This is a genomic window from Streptomyces sp. NPDC059649 (assembly GCF_042734445.1).
Lineage (GTDB): Bacteria > Actinomycetota > Actinomycetes > Streptomycetales > Streptomycetaceae > Streptomyces.
On sequence record NZ_JBHWDV010000005.1, the window covers coordinates 215,722 to 235,611 of the forward strand.

The following is a 19,890-nucleotide window of genomic DNA, read 5'->3' on the forward strand; positions in this document are numbered from 1 at the left end:
GCAGGGAGCGTCGGAGGAAGAGGCCGGGGGGTGTTGGCGAGCTTTTTGGCCGTTACGGCGTGGGCTGCGGGGCGATGGCGAGGATGGCTACGTCGTCCTGGAAGACGCGGGTGTGGCGGGGCAGGTCGGTGTTGAGGAAGTCGACGACGTCGGCCGGGCCGGGGGCGGGCCGGCCGGTGAAGTGGTGGTGGAGCCGGTCGAGGAGGGGGTAGAAGGCGCCGTCGTGGTCGCGGGCCTCGATCAGGCCGTCGGTGCAGAGGAGCAGGACGTCGCCGGGGGCGAAGGGGTGGGTGTAGGCGGTGGGCGTCACGTCGGCGAGGGTGCCCAGGCCGAGCGGGAGGGCGGGGGGTCCTAGGAGGGGGGTCACCTCGCCGTCGGAGATCAGCACCGGTTCGATGTGGCCGTGGTTGACGATCGTCACCTCGCCGGCCACCGCGTCGTACTCGATCAGGACGGCGGTGACGAAGAGTTCGTCGTCGCGCAGTTCGGCGGCCTCGCGGACCAGTCGGCGTTCCATCCGGGCCGCGACGCTGAGCAGGTCGCCCTGGTCGTAGGCGGCCTCGCGGAAGCTGCCGAGGATGTCGGCGACGGTGCGTACGGCCTTCAGGCCCTTGCCGCGGACGTCGCCGATGATGGCGCGTTCGCAGGTTTTGGTGGCGCGGATGTCGTAGAGGTCGCCGCCGACCATGGTGCCGACCTCGCCGGAGCGGTAGAGGCCGGCCGCGAGCACGTGCCCGACCTGGTGCGGGACCGGCCGGAGCAGGGTGCGCATCAGGGCCTCGGCGACCGAGTGGGCGCGGACCAGGTGGCGCTCCTGGCGCCGGCGGTGGGCGGCCAGCGCGACGCCGAGGATGCCGACGAGGGCGGTGGCGATGTAGGCGGCGACGTGGTGGTTCTCCCAGAGTTGGTGGATGTTGTGGCCGGTGCAGCAGGGGGTGCCGGCGATCACGCCTTCCAGTGCGAGGGTGAAGGCGGTGAAGGCGGCGACGCTGAGGGGGCCGAGGGTGTAGGCGGCGACGACGGGGAGGGCGATGAGCAGGAAGCTGACCGCCCATTCCGTGGGGGTGACGGTTTCGAGCAGCAGGACCAGCGCGACGTAGGCGGCCGGCAGCCAGCGCATCCAGGCCGGCGGGCGGGGGACCTCGAAGCCGCTGTTCTCCACGACCCCCGCGCGCCCGGGTGCCGGGTGGCCGCGGCCCGGCCGGCGAGCGCCGCGGTTCCGTTCCATGACCGGGCGGGGCGACCCGTCCGGCCCCGAACCGTCCATCCCCGACCTGTCCACCACGGCTCCTGACACGACCGTGATCACGGTCCTGCGACCGTGATCAGGGCCCTTCAGCCTCGCGTGCCCGGACGACCCCGCCCGGCCATTACGCCACCTGCGGCATGTCATCCATGGATGTATGTCGGACAGGACTCTGGGACAAGACCTGGGACAGCACCTGGGACAGGACCTCTCGGAGAGCGCTGTACTTCTCGGAGAGCGCTGTCGGACAGGAGAGCGCTGTGGGACAGGACGGGGCTGTGGGACAGGACGGGGCTGTGGGACAGGGCCGTCACCCACCTGCCCCTCAGGGCAGTTCGATCGGCAGCTCCAGGCCGGCGAGGGTGTCCGGGCAGCCGCAGGTGCGTTCCTTGGGGAGGCGGTCGAGGGTTTCCAGGATGAGGGCGCGCAGCCGCTCGGTGTTCTGGGCGAAGACCTTGAAGACCTCTTCCTGGGAGACGCTCTGGTGGGCGTCGATGCCCGCGTCGTGGTCGGTCACCAGGGCCACGGCGGTGTAGCAGAGGGCGAGTTCGCGGGCGAGGACCGCTTCGGGGTGGCCGGTCATGTTGACCAGGGACCAGCCGGCCGCGGCGTACCACTGGGACTCGGCGCGGGTGGAGAAGCGGGGTCCCTGGATGACGACCATGGTGCCGCCGTCGGTGGCCTCGGTGCCGGTGGCGGCGGCCGCCTCCAGGACCGCTTCCCGGCCGTGCGCGCAGTACGGGTCGGCGAACGAGACGTGGACCGCGCCCCGCTCGTAGTAGGTCTGGGCGCGGCCGCTCGTCCGGTCCACGAGCTGGTCGGGGACGACGACGGTGCCGGGGCCCAGTTCGGGGCGGAGCGAGCCGACCGCGCACGGGGCGAGGATCTGGCGGACGCCCAGGGAGCGCAGCGCCCACAGGTTGGCGCGGTAGTTGATGCGGTGCGGGGGTACGGCGTGGCCGTGGCCGTGGCGGGGCAGGAAGGCGACGCGGCGGCCGCCGATCTCGCTGACGGTGATCGCGTCGGACGGTTCGCCGTAGGGGGTGTCGACGGTGATCCGTTCGGCGTCGGCGAGGAGTTCGTAGAAGCCGCTGCCGCCGATGACGGCGAGTTCGGCGGCGGGGGTGGCGGGGCCGGTCGCGGCTCCGGCGGGGGTGGCGGTGGTGGTCATGTGTCCTGTCTCGGTGGGTGGGCCGGAAGGTGGCTCAGGCGGCCGGGGGCGGCGGAGCGGGCGGGAGGTGCAGCCCGGTCAGGTCGCCGTGGACGGGGTGGCCTTCGACGGACCGGCCGCGGGGGTCGTCCGGGCGGCGGACCGCCGCGGTCCGCCAGCCGGCCGCGGCAGCGGCGTCCAGTTCCTCGCGGATGTCGCTGAGGAAGAGCGTCCGTCCGGGCGGTACGGCCAGGGTGCGGCTGATGGTGCGGTACGAGTCCGCTTCCCGTTTGGGTCCGGCGGTGGTCAGGTCGAAGTATCCGTCGATCAGGCCGGTCAGGTCGCCGTGGTTGCTGTGCGCGAACCAGTTGCGCTGGGCGGCCACCGACCCGGAGGAGTAGATGTGGCGGGCGATGCCGGCCGTCCGCCAGCGGGTGAGCGCGTCGGGGACGTCGTCGTAGACGTGGCCGTACAGGGTGCCGTCGGCGTAGCCGGCCGCCCAGATCTCGCCCTGCAGGGACTTGAGCGGGGCGGCCTTGACGTCGGCGTCGGCCCAGGCGTGCAGGGCTTCGGCCGCGCCCGCCTCGTCGAGGTCGGGGGTGCCGGTCGCCGCGCGGACGCCGTCGAGGATCTCGGTCCAGCGGGGCTCGCCGCGGTGGGCGGCGAGCCAGCCGGCGATCCGCTTGCGGGCGTACGGGAAGAGCACGGTGTGGACGTGGTCGGCCGAGCCGGTGGTGCCCTCGATGTCGAGGACGACGGCACTGATGGGCGCGCCGGCCGGGGTGCGGGGCGGGGTGCCGGGGGCGGGACGGTCGGTCACGGGGCCGCCGGTTCGGTGGTGCCGACGAGGGCGTCGAGGGTGGGGAAGGTGCGGGCGAGCGGGTCGCCGGTGAAGTCGCCGACCCAGCCGTCCTCCTCCTCGAAGAAGCGGATGGCGGTGAAATCCGGGCGGGTGCCCATGTCGAACCAGTGGCGGGTGCCGGCCGGTACGGAGAGCAGGTCGCCGGCCTCGCAGACCGTGGCGAAGACCTTGCCGTCGAGGTGGAGGTAGAAGCAGCCCCGGCCGTGGGCGAAGAAGCGGACCTCGTTCTCGGCGTGGCGGTGTTCCTCCAGGAAGGTGGTGCGGGCCTTGGCGGCCTGTTCGGCCCAGGCGGGGTCGTCGCTGGGGTGCAGCCGTGCCACGTCGATGAGGCGGAAGCCCTCGCGGGCGCTGAGTTCGTCGACCTCCGCGCGGTAGCGCCCCAGAATCTCGTCGCTGTCGTCCTGCGGCGTGACCGTGCCGCGGACCGGCCAGTGGCGGAGTTCGACGCCGTGGCCGGCGAGGGTGGTGGCGATCACCGTGGTGTCGGTGGTGCGCAGCAGCACGGTTTCCGGTGCGTCGTCCGGCATCAGCTGAAGGAGCGTCATGCGGGGTTTCCTTCCGGTGTCGGGGCGGGCCGGGCCGGCCAGTTGCCGTCGTCGAGCAGGACGAGCCGGCAGATCGCCTCCAGGCACTCCAGCCGGTTGCGCGCCTGGGCCAGGTCGCGGCCCCAGACGGTGATGCCGTGGTCGGCGATGAGCAGCGCGGGCGGTGCCGCCGGCCGGTCCTGGAGGTGGTCCGCCACCTCGGTGGCTATCCTCCCGACATCCGCGTGGTTGGGGAAGACGGGCACTTCGGTGGCCGACGGGTCGGCGAGGCCGAGGCCCTTGAGGAGTTCGAAGGCGCGGAGCGGGAGCGGGTCCGGGCCGGTGCCGGGGGCGGCGGTCTCGCGGGCCCAGCGGCCGGCCACCGCGGTGGCGTAGGGGGCGTGCACGTGGATCACGGCCCGGGCGTCGGTGGTGCGGTAGACGGCCGCGTGGATGGCGGTCTCGGCGGACGGCCGGGGGCCGTCGGAGGCGAGCGGGTCGGCGCTCTCGGCGTGCACGGCGACCAGGTCACGGGCCGTCAGTTCGCCCTTGTCCCGGCCGCTGGCGGTGATCAGTGCGGTCTTGGGGTCGGTGGCGGAGCGGACCGAGATGTTGCCGGAGGTGCCGGGCATCCAGTCCCGTGCGTACAGCGCCTGGGACATGGCGGCGACCTCGGCGGCGAGTTGCCCGTCGTCGGGGAGGTCGGCGCCGGGAGGGGGTGCGGATGCCTCGCGGGGGCGCTGCACCCGGCTCTCGGAGACGATGGCGGTGATCAGTTCGCCGGGGGTGACGTCGAAGGCCGGGTTGAAGACGGCGGTGCCGGACGGGGCGACCGGCGTGCCGGCGAACTCGACGACCTCGGCGGCGGCGCGTTCCTCGATGGTGATGCCGGCGCCGGTGGCCAGTGCCGGGTCGCGGGTGGATTCGGGGGCGATGACGAGGAACGGCACCTGGCTGCGGTCCGCGGCGACCGCGAGGCCGTAGGTCCCTATCTTGTTGGCGACGTCGCCGTTGACGGCTATCCGGTCGGCGCCGACCAGGACGCAGTCGACCAGGCCGGCGGCGATCGCGGCGGCGGCCGCGGAGTCGACGCACACCCGGTGCGGCACGCCGGCCTCGCGCAGTTCCCAGGCGGTGAGCCGGGCGCCCTGGAGCAGCGGGCGGGTCTCGTCGACGAGGACCTCGGCGACCCGGCCGCGGGCGGCGAGTTCGAGGATCACGCCGAGGGCGGTGCCGACCGCGGTGGTGGCCAGCCGACCGGTGTTGCAGTGGGTGAGCAGCCGCAGCGGCCGGTCCGGGAGCAGGTCGCCGAGGAGGTCCGCGGCGCGGCGGACCATCGCGCCGTTCACCTCGGCGTCCTCCCGCAGCATGGCCAGGCCCTCGTCGAGGACGGCCTGGTGGCCGTCGTCGAGCCGGGCGAGGACCCGGTGGACGGCCCATTCGAGGTTGACGGCGGTGGGGCGGGCGGCCGCCAGGCGCCGGGCGTCGGCGCGTACGGCCGGTGCGTCCAGGGTGCCGTCGGGGTGGCGGTGCCGCTGTGTGGAGAGGGCCACGCCGAGGGCGCCGGCCAGGCCGATGGCCGGCGCGCCGCGGACGGCGAGGGTGGTGATGGCCTCGATGGTCTCGTCGACGGTGCGCAGCCGTAGTTGCCGGTGGGTGTGCGGCAGGACGCGCTGGTCGATGGTGACGATGGCGCCGTCTTCCCAGTACAGGGAGGGCTGGTGTGCGTTCACGGGCCTGTCACCGCCTCCGTGCGGGCCGGATTCGCTTGGGGGAAACGGTAGTTGGGGCGCATGGCGGCAGTATTGCCGGGGCGTTGCGGCGGTCCGGTCTCCGGGGGGCGTCGGCGGCGGGACATGCTCCTCCTTGCGGCGGGTGGGCGGGGCCGGGGCACGGTCAGTCCGGTGGGGCCGCCGCCTTGAGGGCGGCCTCGACGACCGGGCCGATCTCGGGCATGGCCGCGGCGGTGACGATGCCGGTGTGGTCGGCGCGGACGGCGACGGTGTCCACCCGGCCGTCGAGGAGCTGCTGCCAGCTTTCGGAGGCGGGGCCCGCGGGGTGCCGGCCGGCCGCCGCGTCGAAGCAGAGCACCGGTCCGGAGTAGCGCGCCGGGCGGTGTTCGGCCAGTGCCCGGACGTTGTGCCGGGCGACCTCGACGAGCCGGCCGACGGTCCGTTCGTCGAGGGAGCCGAGGGCGCTGCCGGCGGACCGCAATGCCTCGCGCAGGGCGGCGGCCGGGGGCAGGTCGGCGCCGTCCGGTGTCCCGGCGGTGATGCCGTCCAGGGCGAGCGGCACCAGGGTGTGCGGGTCGAGGGTGGTGCCCCAGCCGAGGACGTCGCCGGGGTAGGCGTCGAGCAGGACCAGCAGGGCGGGCGCATCGCCCTGGGCCGCCAGGTCGTTGGCGATCTGCTGGGCGACGGTGCCGCCGAACGACCAGCCGGCGAGGACGTACGGGCCGTGCGGGCGCAGGGCGCGGATCCGGGCGAGGTAGCCGGCCGCGAGGTCGGCGACGGTGCGCGGGCCGGGGTTCTCCTGGGTGAGCCGGGGGTCCTGCAGGGCGTGGACCGGGTGGCCGGCCGGGACGTGCCGCAGCAGGGGGGCGTAGGCCCAGCTCAGGCCGTTGGCGGCGGGGATCAGGAAGACCGGGGGGAGGTCGCCGTCGGCGCGCAGGGTGAGCACCTCGCCGAGGTCGGTGCCGGAGCCGGTGCCGCCGGCGGCGAGCAGGGCGCTCAGTCCGGCCACGGTCGGGGCCCGGAACAGGTCCTGGACGCCGAGTTCCACGCCGAGCACGGAGCGGATCCGGTGGACCAGGCGGGTGGCGAGCAGGGAGTGCCCGCCGAGTTCGAAGAACCCGTCGTCGATGCCGACCGGGGGCAGTCCGAGGACCTCCCCGAAGAGGCGGCACAGTACGACCTCGCGGGGGCCGCGCGGGGCCCGTCCGTGCCCGTCCGCGGCGAACCGCGGGGCGGGCAGCGCCCGGCGGTCGAGTTTGCCGTTGGGGGTCAGCGGGAGGGCTTCCAGGGTGAGGAGTGCGGCGGGGACCAGGTAGTCGGGCAGCCGGGCGGCGAGTTGGTCGCGCAGGACGGCGGGGTCGGGGGCCGGCCGGTCCGGTTCCGGTACGACATAGCCGGCCAGCAGTTTCTCGCCGGCGGGGTCGGTGTGGACGGCGACGGTGGCCTGGCCGACACCGGGCAGGGCGGCGAGCGCCGCCTCGACCTCGGCCGGTTCGATCCGGTAGCCGCGGATCTTGACCTGGTCGTCGGCGCGGCCGAGGAAGAACAGCCGGCCCCGGGCGTCCCGGCGGACGAGGTCGCCGGTGCGGTACATCCGCTCGCCGGGGGCGCCGTACGGGCAGGCCACGAAGCGTTCGGCGGTCAGCGCGGCGCGGCCGGTGTAGCCGCGGGCCAGTCCCGCGCCGGCCAGGTAGAGCTCCCCCACGACGCCGGCGGGGACCGGGCGGAGCGCCTCGTCCAGGACGTGGGCCCGGGTGTTGTCCATCGGGTGGCCCAACGGGACGGTGCCGTCGGCCCGTTCGCCGGGTGACCAGGACGTCTGGGTGACGCACAGGGTGGTCTCGGTGGGGCCGTACAGGGCGCGGACGGCGGTGTCGGGGCAGGTGGCCAGGACCCGGTCGACGGCCTGCCCGGACACCGCGTCGCCGCCGGTCAGCACCTCGCGGACGGGCGCGAAGCAGTGCGCGTGGTCCTCGGCGACGGTGCGGAACAGCCCGGCGGTCAGATGGACGTGGGTGATCTGGTGCCGGGTGATCAGCCGGGTCAGGGACGGTCCGTCGGGTGCGCCCGGGGGCGCGACGACCACACAGCCGCCGTTGAGGAGCGTCACCCAGATCTCGTAGGTGGCGGCGTCGAAGGCGTGCGGGGCGTGGAAGAGCACCCGGTCGCCGGGGCCGAGGCCCCAGCAGGAGTCGCGGGCCAGGTCGAGGACGCCCTGGTGGGTGGTGCCGATGCCCTTCGGCTCACCGGTCGAGCCGGAGGTGTACATCACGTAGGCGAGTTGGTCGGGGTGCGGGGTGGGCAGTGCGGTGGGCCGGCCGCGGTCCGCCGTGCGGCGGGCGCCGGGGACGAGGACGGTGTGCCCCTCGGCCGCCGGGTGGTCCCGGTGCGCGGGGTCGGCGAGCAGCACCGGGCTGCCGGCCTCGGCCAGGGCCGTGCGGAGGCGGGCTTCCGGGTGGGCGGGCTGCAGCGGAAGATAGGCCGCGCCGGCCTTCAGGACGGCGAGCTGGGCCACCAGGAGGTCGGCGGACCGCTCCATGAGCAGCGGGACGGCGGTGTCGGGGGTCACTCCGGCCCGGATCAGCCGCTGCGCCAACTGCTCGGCACGGTGGGCGAGTTCGGCGTAGGTCAGGGCGGTGTTTCCGTGGACCACGGCGGGGGCGTCGGGTGCGGCGGCCGCCCTGGCGTCGAAGGCCTCGACGACGGTGCCGGGCGCGGCCGGCCGGACGGTGCCCTGCCAGCCGCGGATGACCTGCTCGTGTTCGGTGGCGGAGAGCAGGTCGAGTGCGCCGAGGTGCTGCTGCGGGTCGGCCGCGGCCCGGTCGAGCAGCCGGAGCAGCCGCTCGCCCAGGGCCCGGGCGGTGGGCTCGTCGAAGAGGGCGGTGGCGTAGGTGAGGGAGAGTTCCAACAGGTCCTGGTCGGGCCGCTCGTCGAAGGCGAATTCCAGGTCGAACTTGGCGCCCTGGGCCTGGGCGCGGTCGGTGGCGCAGGTGGCGCCGGGCAGTTCCAGGCCGAGGTCGCCGCCGTACGCCCAGGAGAGCATCACCTGGAACAGCGGGTGCCGGGAGAGCGAGCGGGGTGGCTGGAGTTCCTCGACGAGCCGGTCGAAGGGCAGGTCCTGGTGGCTGAAGGCGGCCAGGTCGGTGTCCCGTACGCGGGCCAGCAGGTCGGCGAAGGTGGGGTCGCCGGAGGTGTCGGTGCGCAGTACCAGGGTGTTGACGAAGAAGCCGATCAGGTCGTCGAGGGTGTCGTCGGTGCGGCCGGAGACGACGGTGCCCAGCGGGATGTCGGTGCCGGCGCCCATCCGGGTCAGCAGGGCGGCCAACGCGGCCTGGACGACCATGAGTTCGGTGGCGTGACCGGTCCGGGCGAGGTGCCGGATGCCGGCGCGGGTGGCGGCGTCGACGGGGAGGCGCAGGGTGCCGTGGGCGCTGCCGGCCCGGGCCGGGCGGGGGCGGTCGGCGGGCAGCGGCAGTTCCTCGGGCAGGTCGCGCAGGGCGGTGCGCCAGTGGGCCAGTCCGCGGGCGACCGGGGAGTCGGGCGCGGACTCCTCGTCGAGTGCGGCGCGCTGCCGGAGGGCGAAGTCGGCGTACTGGACGGGCAGCGGCTCCCAGTCGGGTGCCCGGCCGTGCAGCCGGGCGGCGTACGCGGTGGACAGGTCGCGGCCGAGCCGGCTCACCGACCAGCCGTCGCAGGCGATGTGGTGCAGCGCGAGGACCAGCACCCATCGGTCCGGTGCGGTGCGGAACAGCTCGGTGTGCAGCGGGAGTTCGGCGGTGAGGTCGAAGACATGGGCGCCGGCGGCGGCCACCGCGGCGGGCAGGGTGTCCGGGGTGCGGTCGGTCACCGGCAGGTCGATGCGCACCTGGTCGGCGGGCAGTATCCGCTGGACCGGCTCGCCGTCCCGTTCGCCGTAGAGGGTCCGCAGCGCCTCGTGGCGGGTGACGACGTCGCCGAGCGCGGCGGCCAGCGCCCGGTCGTCGAGGGTGCCGGTGATCCGGGTGACGACCGGGATGTTGTAGGTCGCGCCGGGGCCGGCCAGCCGGTCGAGGAACCACAGGCCGCGCTGGCCGGCGGAGAGCGGTACCGGCTCCGGGCGGGGCGCGACCCGGGTCACGGGGCGGTGTACGGGGTCGTCGGCGGCGAGGTGGGCGGCGAGCTTGGCGACCGTCTGGGCGCCGAACAGCGCCCGCACACCGATCTTGACGCCGAGCACCGCCCGGATCCGGTTGATCAGCCGGACGGCGAGCATCGAGGTCCCGCCCAGGGCGAAGAAGTTGTCGTCGACCGTCACGTCGGGGGCGTCGAGGACCTCCGCGAACAGACCGCGCAGGATCTCCTCGCGCGCGCCGCGCGGACCGTGCGGTGTCGCGCCGGTGCCGTCCAGTGTCATCGGGAAGACCTCATCCCATTGCGCTCTTCCGGAAATGCAAAAGGAATGTGCGAAAAGGCGATGCGGCGGTCATTCAACCGGCCGCCGGGAATCCGCACAAGCACGATCCGGTGTCCCGCCGGCGGGACATCACGGGTTCCTTGACACCCCTTCCGACGCCGACCTACGTTGCCGAGCGCCGTCGCCGGACCACGGTGGAAGCCGCCGGCAGATCCGGGTCAACCCGTCCGCGCCGAAAGGGGATTCGGCTTGCCGGAAGCGCCGAGCACCAGCACGGAAGCGTCGAGCACCATCACCTCGGTATTCGCCGCGCGGGTGGGCGAGCGGAAGGACGCGCCCGCGGTCGGGCACGGCGGCGGTGCCGCGCTGTCCTACGGTGCGCTCGACGAACGCAGTGACGCCCTCGCCCGCGCCCTGGCCGGTTGCGGCGTCCGCCCCGAGGACCGCATCGGCATCCTGATGGAGCGCGGCCCGGACGTCGTGGTCGCACTGCTCGGCACGCTGAAGGCCGGCGGCGCCTATGCCCCGCTGGACGTCCGCTCCCCCGCCGCCCGACTGCGGACCGTGATCGGCGAGTGCGGTACCCGGCTGGTGCTGGTGGACACCGCGGAGCGGGCCGCGGCGCTGCGCGCGAGCTGCGCCGAGGATCCCGCCGACGGCCTCGCCGGGGTGGCGGTGCGGGTCGTCGGGGAACTGCTGGACCGCGCGCCGGCCGGCCCCGCGGCGCCCCCGCCGCCGGTGTTACCGGACCAACTCGCGTACGTCATCCACACATCGGGCTCGACCGGCCGTCCGAAGGGCGTGGCCGTCAGCCACCGGGACGTGGTGGAGTTCGCGGCCGACGACTGCTGGGCCGGTATCGACGCGCGGGTGCTGCTGCAGTCGCCGCTGGAGTTCGACGCGTCGGTGTACCAGATCCTGGTGCCGCTGCTGCGCGGCGGGACCGTGGTCGTCGCACCGCCGGGGCGGCTGGATCCGGCCGCGCTGGTGCGGACCGTCGTCGCGGAGCGGATCACCTCCACGTTCATCACCCCGTCGATGTTCAACCTGATGACGGAGGAGGCCCCGGAGGCCTTCGCGCACGGCTGCCAGGTGTGGATGGGCGGCGAGGTGGCCTCGCCCAGCGCGGTGGCGCGGACGCTGGCGGCCTCCGGTCCGGGGTCGGTGGTCAATGTCTACGGGCCGACCGAGGTGACCGTCTTCGCCACCCGGCATCTGATCACGGAGGTGGGCGACGGGCCGGTCCCGATCGGCTCGGCGCTGGCCGGTGTCCGCACCCATGTGCTGGACGAGCGGCTGCTGCCGGTCGGCCCGGGCGAGGTGGGCGAGCTGTACCTCGCCGGGCGGGGCGTGGCCCGTGGCTACTGGGGGCGGCCGGAGCTGACCGCGGGCCGGTTCGTGGCGGATCCGTTCGCGGCGGACGGCAGCCGGATGTACCGCACCGGCGATCTGGTGCGGCGTCGCGCGGACGGGCTGCTGGAGTACTTCGGCCGCGAGGACAACCAGATCAAGCTGCGGGGATTCCGCATCGAGCTCGGGGAGATCGAGCACCAGCTGACCCGCCGGGACGACGTCGCCCGGGCCGCGGTCGTGCCGCTGCCCGACCACCACGGCGGCCGGAATCTGGTCGGGTACGTCGTCCCGGCCGCGCCGGCCACCGCCGGGACCGTCGGGGAGGACTGGCCGGCCCGGCTGCTGGACGGGCTGCGGCTGGCCCTGCCGGGCCATATGGTCCCCGCCGCCTGTGTGGTGGTGGACCGGCTGCCGCTGACCAACAACGGAAAGCTGGATGTGCGGGCGCTGCCGGCGCCGGTGTTCGAGGGTGCCGGGCGGGCCCCGCGCAACGAGACCGAGCGGGTGCTGTGCCGGGTCTTCGCGGACGTGCTCGGCGTGGCACGGGTCGGCATCGACGACAGCTTCTTCGCGCTCGGCGGGCACTCGCTGACCGCGACCCGCGCGGCGGTGGGCATCGGCGCCGCGCTCGGCGTCCGGCCGGGCCTGGAGGACCTGTTCGCGGCACCGACGGTGGCCGGGCTGGCGGACCGGCTGGAGCGCCGCAGGCAGGACGGCCCGGCGGCCCGCGTTCCGCTGGTGGCGGGGCCGCGCGAGGGCCGGGCCGAACTGTCGCACGCGCAGCGGCGGTTGTGGCTGCTGTACCAGCTGATGGGGGACGCCGACCCGGGCTATCACATCCCGCTGGTCTTCCGGGTGCCCGGCCCGGTGGACACCGACGCGCTGCGGGCCGCGCTGGCCGATGTGACGGCCCGTCATGAGAGTCTGCGGACCGTCTTCCCCGCCGAGGGCGAGACCTCGCACCAGGTGGTCCTCGACCCGGCCGACGCCCGGCCCGCACTGACCGTCACCGACTGCCGGCCGGCGGAGGTGGCCGGGCTGCTGGCCCGTGCCGTCCGCGCCCCGTTCGACCTGGAGAGCGAGCTGCCGCTGCGGACGGCGCTGTTCCGTACCGGTGAGGAGAGCGTACTGCTGGTGGTGTTGCACCACATCGCCGCCGACGGCTGGTCCTTCACCCCGCTCTTCCGCGATCTGTCCCGGGCCTACGCCGCCCGGCGCGCGGGCACGGCGCCCGATTTTCCCCCGCTGCCGGTCCAGTACCGGGACTACGCCGCCTGGCAGCGCCGGGTCCTCGGCGACCGCGACGATCCGGACAGCCCGCTCGCGGGGGCGCTGGCCCACTGGCGTACCGCGCTGGCCGGGATCCCGGAGTGCACACCGCTGCCCGGTGACCGTCCGCGTCCGGAGGTGGCCGGCGGTGCGGGTGACGTGGTGGAGTTCGTGATCCCCGCGGAGCTGCGCCGGGCGCTGGACGAGCTGGCCCGGACCAGCGGCTGCACGCTGTTCGTGGTGCTGCAGGCCGCGCTGGCCGGGCTGCTGACCCGGCTCGGTGGGGGTACGGACATCGTGGTGGGCACCCCGACCGCGGGCCGCGCGGACGAGGCGCTGGACGATCTCGTGGGCTTCTTCGTCAACACCGTGGTGCTGCGCACCGACACCTCCGGCGATCCGCCGTTCGGCGAGCTGCTGCACCGGGTGCGGCAGGCCTGGATCCCCGCGTACGCCCACCAGGACGTCCCGTTCGACCTGCTGGTGGAGGCGGTCAATCCGCCGCGGAGTCTGTCCCACCACCCGGTGTTCCAGATCGCGTTCGGGCTGCTGAACACCGCCGGGTCGGCGCTGGTGCTGGACGGCGCCGCCCACGAGTGGCGGCTGGCCGGCTCCGGCGCGGCCCGCTTCGACCTCGCCTTCGACCTGGTCAGCCGTACCGCGCCGGACGGTGCGCCGGGCGCGCTGGACGTCAGCCTGGAATACGCCACCGAGTTGTTCGACCGTTCCACCGTGGAGCGGCTGGCGGGCCGTTACGTCCGGCTGCTGCGCGAGGTCGCCGCCGATCCCGACCGGCGGCTCGGCGCACTCCCCCTCGATCCTCCTGAAAGGTCATCACCATGAATCCCTTCGACGACGCGGACGGCACGTTCAAGGTCCTGGTCAACGCCGAGGGCCAGCACTCCCTGTGGCCGTCGTTCGCCGAGGTCCCGCAGGGCTGGGAGGTGCGGCTGGACGACCGCGGTCGGGCCGAGTGCACCGCGTACATCGAGGAGCACTGGACGGATCTGCGGCCGGCATCCCTGGTGGCGGCGATGGCCGCGGCGCAGGACGGCAGGGACTGAGCCCGGATGTCCGCGACGACCTCTGCCCCTGCCGGGCCGCTTCGCCAACTCGGCCTGGACCACCTCGGTTTGGCGGTGGGCGATCTGGCGGCGGCCGCGGAACCGTTCACCGCGCGCTATGGCTTCGGCGTCCTGGACGGCTTCCCCGGAATCTCCGGTGCCCCCGGTGTCCCCGGTGTCTCCCGTGCCGCGGAGGAGGGGGTGCGTACGGTGGCGGTGGGTGCCGGCGGTATCCGGCTGGTGCTGACCGCCGCGCAGGACGCCGCGCATCCGTCGGCCCGGTACGTCGCGCGGCACGGTGACGGGGTCCGGGACATCGCGCTGCGGGCGCCGGATGCCGCGGCCGCGTTCGCCGAGGCGGTGCGGCGGGGCGCGGAACCGGTGGCCGGGCCGGCCGAGCGGGACGGGGTGGTGACCGCCTCGATCGCCGGGTTCGGCGATGTGGTGCACACCTTCGTGCAGCGGCCGGGGACGTCGGCCGGCGGGCCCGGCCCGTCGGCCACCGGGCTGTACGGAATCGACCACCTGGCGGTGTGTCTGGAGCCGGGGCGGCTGGGGCCGACCGTCGAGTACTACGAACGGGCCCTGGGCTTCGCCGCGGTGTTCACCGAGCGCATCGTCGTCGGCGGGCAGGCGATGGACTCGATCGTGGTGCAGAACGACGCGGGGACGGTCACGCTGACGCTGATAGAGCCGGACACCACCCGCGAGCCGGGCCAGATCGACCGTTTCCTCGCCTCCCACGGGGGCGCGGGTGTGCAGCACGTCGCGTTCGCGTCGGACGACATCGTCCGCTCGGTGGGGCTGTTGTCGGCGCGCGGTATCGGCTTCCTGGACACCCCCCGCACCTACTACGACATGATCCCGGGCCGGCTGACGCTCGCCCGGCACTCGGTCGACGAGCTGCGGGACCTGAACGTGCTGGCCGACCAGGACCAGGACGGCCAGCTGCTGCAGATCTTCACCCGGTCCGGGCACCCGCGCGGAACGCTGTTCTTCGAGGTCATCGAGCGGCTCGGGGCCCGGACGTTCGGCAGCGGCAACATCAAGGCGCTGTACGAGGCAGTGGAGTTGCAGGAGAACCGGTCGGACGCGACCCGGTGAGGACGCGGCCCGGTGCGCCCGTACGGCCCGCACCCGGGCCGGTCAGAAGGTCCGTTCCGCCGGCGGGAATTCGGGTGGGTCCGGCAGCCACAGCAGGCCGGAGGTGGCCAGCAGATAGCCGAGCTGGGCGCGGCTGTTGCTGCCCAGCTGCCGGGAGACCCGGCTGATGTGCTTGGCGACGCTCCGGCGGCTCATGCCCATCCGGCGGGCGATGGAGTCATCGGTCTCGCCGGACACCACGGCCTGCAGTATGGCCCGCTGGACGTCGGAGGTGATCAGCGGGGAACGGGCCGGTACGCCGCCCGGTCCGACCGGCACCGAGCGGGACCAGGCGCTGTCGAAGAGCGCGACGAGGAAGCGCAGCAGGGCGGGGTGCCGGATCTGCAGGGCGCTGTCGCTGCGCTCCTCGGAGGTGGGGATGAAGGCCACCTGCCGGTCACAGATGATCATCCGCTCGAACACCTCGACCAGGGTGTGGACCTCGGCCCCGGCGTCGGTGACCTTCTCGATGTAGGCCAGCGTGGGTGCGTGCGAGCGGACGGTGTGCTGGTAGATCGTCCGCTGCCGCACGCCGCGGGCGAGCATCCGCAGGTCCCGGTCGAGCGCCTCGCTCAGCAGGTGTTCCGGGCGTCCGCCGCCCGGCTGGGTGGTGAGCAGTTCCTCGTGGCAGCGGTCCACGGCGGCCTCCAGGGCGTTGCTGATGACCGTGGCGCCGTTGAGGACGGTGAGCGTGGGCTGTTCGCGCTTCCTGGCGTCGTCGTAGGTCCTGGTGAAGACGGACAGGGCGGCCTGGACGGAGCGGTAGGTGCGCTGCTGGTCGGCGATCGCCTCTTCTATGGGGCGCAGCGCGGCGATCGCGGCCGCCTCGGGCGGAACGGGAGTGGTGGCACCGGGCGTTCGCGGATCGTCGGTGACCAGACCGAGTGCGCGCAGGCACGGCGGGGCGGTCTCCCGGCCCGCCGTTCCGTCACGGAGAATGCGCCGGTAGTAGCTCAGCGCATCGCCGCATACCCGACCTGGGGGTAATTCACCCCCATTGCACCGACATCGACCCAGTTCTTCATCGTTCACAACTATGCAGGTTACATTTGTGCACCCCGCCCGCAGTCCAATGATCTTGGCGGGCCGAAGAGGATAAGCGGCGCCAGCCACACTCTTGGCCGCACAATGGGGGACCACGATGCCTCGCATCCTGCGCGTTTTCACCATCGCCGCCGTCCTGGCCACCGCCGTCGGATACGGAATTGACCATTCCGGTCCGTCCGCCGAGCACGCGGGCCACCTCACCTCCGGCACCTCGGGCGTCGTCCTCGGCGACTCGGCCTGGGGCCGCGTTCCCACCCCTCACACCGGGCCGTTCTGAAACGCCCTGGGCTGAGCATTTTCTGACGGGCGGCCGACACCTGCCCGGACCTCATGGCGCGGTCCGGCCGGTGCACGGCATCCGTCCGGTTCGAAGCAACTGCACCGAGGAGAAGCTTTGAGCACATCGTCCGCGGCCCTGGGCACCGCTCCGCGCGCCGGGTCGGGCAAGGAAATCACCGAACTCCCCGCCGTACGGGCCCGGCAGACCACACCGGACGACGCCGCGCGGGGCGTGTTCGTCACCCGCGTCGGACTCCAGATCCCCGCCGCGGTCAGCTACGACGCCTGGAAGAGCGCGGGCCGGAGGATCTCGGCCGTCGCCAACTCGTCGGCCTGGTGCCTGGGCGACTGGCTGATCTACGGCCAGTGGCGCTACACCGACCGCTACCGCAGGGCGGTCGACGCGGTCGGCCTCGACTACCAGACACTGCGCAACTACGCCTGGGTGGCCCGGCGGTTCGAGGTGTCCCGCCGGCGGGACGGCCTCAGCTTCCACCACCACGCGGAGGTGGCGTCGCTGCCGCCGCATGAGCAAGACTACTGGCTCAACCGGGCCGAGGAACTGGGCTGGTCGCGCAATCAATTACGGGCGAACGTCCGGGCCGCCCGGGAAACCGAACCGGCCACCACCCGCAAAACCGCATCCGTCGGAATTCAGCTCACCCCGGAACGCATCGCCCGGTACCGCGCGGCCGCGGAACGCAGCGACAGCAGCCTGGAAACCTGGATGGTGGACCGGCTGGACCTCGCGGCCAACAATGCGCTCGGCAGTTACAGCGGCTGACCCCCGCTGCCCCGGAATGCCGTACCCGAAAAGGCGCTGAGTGAAAGGTGCTGAACGTGCGTCCTGCAAACCTGCCGGATTCCCCGTCGCTCGCCTGGGAACTCGCCCCCGGAAAACCCGTACTGGCCCGCATACCCGGCCTGGCCGACATGGCCGAGGCCCGTGCCTGGCTCACCACCGCCCGCCCGGAACTGACCCGGGCGCTGCACACCCACGGGGCGGTCTATCTGCGCGGTCTGCCCCTGACGGAGGTCGGTGATGTCGCCGCGGTCCGTGACGTGCTCATCCCCGAGTCCACGCCGTACCGCGAGAAGGCCACCCCGCGCAGCGACTTCGGCCACGGCGTCTACTCGTCCACGGACCTGCCGGCGTCCCAGCGCATCCATATGCACAACGAGAACAGCTACACCCTGACCTTCCCCGGTCTGCTGCTGTTCGCCTGCCTGACCGCGCCGGAGGAGGGCGGCGCCACCCCGGTCGCCGACTGCCGCAAGGTGCTCGACGGCATCCCCGCTCCCCTGGTGGCGAAGATGCGGCAGACCGGCTGGCTGCTCCGCCGCAGCTACTCCGACCACATCTCCACCGACTGGCGCAGCGCGTTCGGCTCCGACGACCCGGCGGCGGTGGAGCGTTACTGCGCGGACAACCTGATCGCGCACGCCTGGCAGGAGGACGGCAATCTGCGCACCGGCCAGGTACGGCCGGGCGTCATCAGCCACCCGGTCACCGGCGACGAGGTCTGGTTCAACCACCTGGTCTTCTGGAACGAGTGGTCGCTGGACGAGGAGCTGCGGGAGATCCTGCTCGACGAGTTCGGCCCGGACGGGCTGCCCTTCCGTACGGCCTTCGGCGACGGCAGCCCGCTGACGCGGGAGGACCTCGCGGCCGTCCAGGCGGCGTACGACGCGGCGACGGTCCGCGAGCCCTGGCAGCCGGGCGATCTGCTGCTGGTCGACAACATCCTCACCGCGCACGGCCGCGACCCGTTCCGCGGCGACCGCCGGATCGCGGTGTCGATGGGCGCGCCGGTCGAACTCGCCGACTGCCGGCCCACCGTGCCGCCGGCCGCCGCGTTCGGCTGACCGGCCACCGCACGGCCCACCGGACCGCCCTTCCCTTTCCTCCCCTCCGCGGGACGCCCCCGCGCGGCACAAGGAGTCTGTTCATGGCTGACCTCCGTCCGGAGCCGGTCGACGCCGTCAAGCGGTTCGCCCGGGTGGCGCGCGAGCACCCCGAGCGGATCGCGGTACGGGACGGCGCGGGCGCCCTGACCTTCGCCGAACTCGACCGTCGCAGCGCCCGGTTGGCCCGTGCGCTGGCCGCCCGCGGAATCGGCCGCGGCGCCCGGGTCGGGGTGGCGCTGCCCCGCACGGCCCGGCTCGTCGTGGCGCTGCTGGGGGTGTGGCGGGCGGGTGCCGCATACGTACCGCTGGATCCGCACTATCCACGGGCGCGGCTTGCGTTCATGGCGCGGGACGCCGGTATCGCGGCGCTGCTCGCCGAGGAGGGCACCCCGCTCGGGGCGGCGGCCGGGGCCGTGGTGCTCGATCCGGACGTCCCGGACGACGCCGAGGCGCCGGAGGACGGCCTTCCCGCGGACCCGGTGGGCGGCAGTCCGCTCGATCCCGCCTACCTGATCTACACCTCCGGTTCGACCGGCCGCCCCAAGGGCGTGGAGGCGTCCCGCGGCGGGGTGGCCGCGCTGCTGGCGGGCCTGGAGGAGGCCGGCGCCTACCCGGCCGGGCCCCGGGTGGTCGCCTGGAACGCCAGTGTGTCCTTCGACGCGTCGGTGCAGCAGTGGGCCCGGGTCTGCCGGGGCGACACCGTGGTCGTGCTGACCGAGGAGGACCGCAAGGACCCGGCCCGGCTGGCCGCCGTGCTCGATCAGCACGCGGTCACCGACCTCGATCTCACCCCGTCCCATTGGGAGTTGCTACGCGGGACGCTGGCCGCGCCACGGGCCGACGGGCGGCGGATCCGGCTGTTCATGGGCGGCGAACCGGTGCCCGCGCGGACCTGGCGGGAGCTCGCGGAGGCGGCCGGTGCGGGCGGCCCGGAGGCCCTGAACCTCTACGGCCCGACCGAATGCACGGTCGACGCCACGGTCGGGTGGATGACCGGCGAGACCCCGCACCTCGGGGACAGCCTCCCCGGCGGCCGGCTGTACGTGCTCGACGAGGAGCTCCGCCCGGTGCCCGAGGACGCCGAGGGCGAACTGTACGTCGCAGGGCCGCGGCTGGCCCACGGCTACGCCGGCCGCCCGGCGCTGACCGCGGAACGGTTCGTCGCCGATCCGTTCGGCGGGCCCGGCGAGCGGATGTACCGCACCGGCGACCGGGTGCGGCGCCTCGCCGGGGGCCGCCTGGCCTTCCTGGGCCGGGCCGACCGCCAGGTGAAGTTCCGTGGCTTCCGGATCGAGCCGGGCGAGATCGAGCATGCGCTGGTCTCGTCCGAGGGCGTCGGCAGTGCCGCCGTCGTGGTCCGCGACGACGGGCCGGCCGGTGAGCGGCTGGTGGCGTACGCGGTGCCGGCCGGTGGGACGACACCCGACCCCGCCCGGCTGCGGGACCATCTCGCCTCGGTGCTGCCGGACTTCATGGTGCCGTCGCACTGGGTGCTGCTCGACGCGCTGCCGCTGACGGCCAACGGGAAACTGGACGTGGCCGCGCTGCCGGAGCCGGCGGACGCCGCCGGGGCCCCGGACGGAGCGGCCGCCGAGCCGGACGGCCCGTTCGAGAAGCTGATCGCCGAGGTGTGGTCGGAGGTGCTGGGCCGGCAGCGGGTCGGCGCGGACGACGACTTCTTCGCCCTGGGCGGGCACTCGCTGATGGCGCTGCGGGTCGTGGGGCGGCTCAAGCGGAACCTCGGCGTGGTGATCTCGGTCAAGGAGGTCTACCGCCACCCGCGGCTGCGGGACCTGGCACAGCACGTCCAGCGCCACCACGACACCTCCGCACCGGCCGGCTGAGCGCCGTCCCGCCCGGTCCCAGCCCGGTCCCCGTACGGACAGCCACCGCCGAGCAGCGCTTCCGCCTCCCGAGGA

General features: G+C 74.0%; 14 protein-coding genes. 7 read left to right on the forward strand and 7 right to left on the reverse strand.

Annotated features, from left to right (window positions below; translation table 11 throughout):
* Positions 1-52: 52 nt before the first annotated feature.
* The 6 genes from ACFV1J_RS10615 to ACFV1J_RS10640 all read right to left on the reverse strand — a co-directional run bounded on the left by ACFV1J_RS10615 (position 53) and on the right by ACFV1J_RS10640 (position 9,908).
* The gene (locus tag ACFV1J_RS10615; RefSeq protein ID WP_385856922.1) at positions 53-1,282 is read right to left on the reverse strand and encodes a PP2C family protein-serine/threonine phosphatase; all 1,230 of its coding nucleotides are present in this window, start codon (positions 1,280-1,282) and stop codon (positions 53-55) included.
* Between the two features lie 289 nt (positions 1,283-1,571).
* The gene (locus ACFV1J_RS10620; protein ID WP_385856924.1) at positions 1,572-2,417 is read right to left on the reverse strand and encodes an S-methyl-5'-thioadenosine phosphorylase; all 846 of its coding nucleotides are present in this window, start codon (positions 2,415-2,417) and stop codon (positions 1,572-1,574) included.
* A gap of 34 nt (positions 2,418-2,451) precedes the next feature.
* Positions 2,452-3,216, reverse strand: coding sequence for an acireductone synthase (gene mtnC, locus ACFV1J_RS10625; RefSeq protein ID WP_385856925.1), 765 nt, complete (start codon positions 3,214-3,216; stop codon positions 2,452-2,454).
* Positions 3,213-3,803 carry an acireductone dioxygenase gene (locus tag ACFV1J_RS10630; RefSeq protein WP_385856926.1) on the reverse strand — a complete coding sequence of 197 codons (591 nt, stop codon included), beginning with the start codon at positions 3,801-3,803 and terminating at the stop codon, positions 3,213-3,215. The genes mtnC and ACFV1J_RS10630 overlap by 4 nt, the downstream gene beginning before the upstream one ends.
* Positions 3,800-5,515 carry an S-methyl-5-thioribose-1-phosphate isomerase gene (mtnA, locus tag ACFV1J_RS10635; protein WP_385856927.1) on the reverse strand — a complete coding sequence of 572 codons (1,716 nt, stop codon included), beginning with the start codon at positions 5,513-5,515 and terminating at the stop codon, positions 3,800-3,802. Before mtnA ends, ACFV1J_RS10630 begins: the two co-directional genes overlap by 4 nt.
* 163 nt (positions 5,516-5,678) lie before the next feature.
* Positions 5,679-9,908, reverse strand: coding sequence for an amino acid adenylation domain-containing protein (locus ACFV1J_RS10640; RefSeq protein ID WP_385856928.1), 4,230 nt, complete (start codon positions 9,906-9,908; stop codon positions 5,679-5,681).
* Between the two features lie 249 nt (positions 9,909-10,157).
* Here ACFV1J_RS10640 and ACFV1J_RS10645 point away from each other — a divergent pair, with 249 nt between their 5' ends.
* From ACFV1J_RS10645 to hppD, 3 genes are read left to right on the forward strand one after another with little or no spacing between them, the layout of a single operon-like run.
* Complete coding sequence (locus ACFV1J_RS10645) at positions 10,158-13,373, forward strand: amino acid adenylation domain-containing protein (RefSeq protein WP_385856929.1); 3,216 nt, start codon at positions 10,158-10,160, stop codon at positions 13,371-13,373.
* Positions 13,370-13,594 carry an MbtH family protein gene (locus tag ACFV1J_RS10650; protein WP_385856930.1) on the forward strand — a complete coding sequence of 75 codons (225 nt, stop codon included), beginning with the start codon at positions 13,370-13,372 and terminating at the stop codon, positions 13,592-13,594. The genes ACFV1J_RS10645 and ACFV1J_RS10650 overlap by 4 nt, the downstream gene beginning before the upstream one ends.
* 6 nt (positions 13,595-13,600) lie before the next feature.
* Entirely contained in the window at positions 13,601-14,698 is a 1,098-nt protein-coding gene (gene hppD, locus ACFV1J_RS10655; RefSeq protein ID WP_385856931.1) for a 4-hydroxyphenylpyruvate dioxygenase, read from the forward strand.
* 42 nt (positions 14,699-14,740) lie between these two features.
* On the opposite strand, the gene ACFV1J_RS10660 is transcribed toward hppD, so the two are convergent.
* Positions 14,741-15,769 carry a LuxR C-terminal-related transcriptional regulator gene (locus ACFV1J_RS10660; protein WP_385856932.1) on the reverse strand — a complete coding sequence of 343 codons (1,029 nt, stop codon included), beginning with the start codon at positions 15,767-15,769 and terminating at the stop codon, positions 14,741-14,743.
* Between the two features lie 109 nt (positions 15,770-15,878).
* Here ACFV1J_RS10660 and ACFV1J_RS10665 point away from each other — a divergent pair, with 109 nt between their 5' ends.
* The 4 genes from ACFV1J_RS10665 (at position 15,879) to ACFV1J_RS10680 (ending at position 19,815) form a co-directional block, all read left to right on the forward strand.
* Positions 15,879-16,061 carry a hypothetical protein gene (locus ACFV1J_RS10665; protein WP_385856933.1) on the forward strand — a complete coding sequence of 61 codons (183 nt, stop codon included), beginning with the start codon at positions 15,879-15,881 and terminating at the stop codon, positions 16,059-16,061.
* A 117-nt stretch (positions 16,062-16,178) separates the two neighbouring features.
* On the forward strand, positions 16,179-16,847 hold the full coding sequence (locus ACFV1J_RS10670) for an LmbU family transcriptional regulator (protein ID WP_385856934.1): 669 nt from the start codon (positions 16,179-16,181) through the stop codon (positions 16,845-16,847).
* 56 nt (positions 16,848-16,903) lie between these two features.
* Positions 16,904-17,929, forward strand: coding sequence for a TauD/TfdA family dioxygenase (locus tag ACFV1J_RS10675; protein WP_385856935.1), 1,026 nt, complete (start codon positions 16,904-16,906; stop codon positions 17,927-17,929).
* A gap of 83 nt (positions 17,930-18,012) precedes the next feature.
* Positions 18,013-19,815, forward strand: a complete 1,803-nt coding sequence (locus tag ACFV1J_RS10680) for an amino acid adenylation domain-containing protein (protein WP_385856936.1) — start codon at positions 18,013-18,015, stop codon at positions 19,813-19,815.
* Positions 19,816-19,890 lie beyond the last annotated feature (75 nt).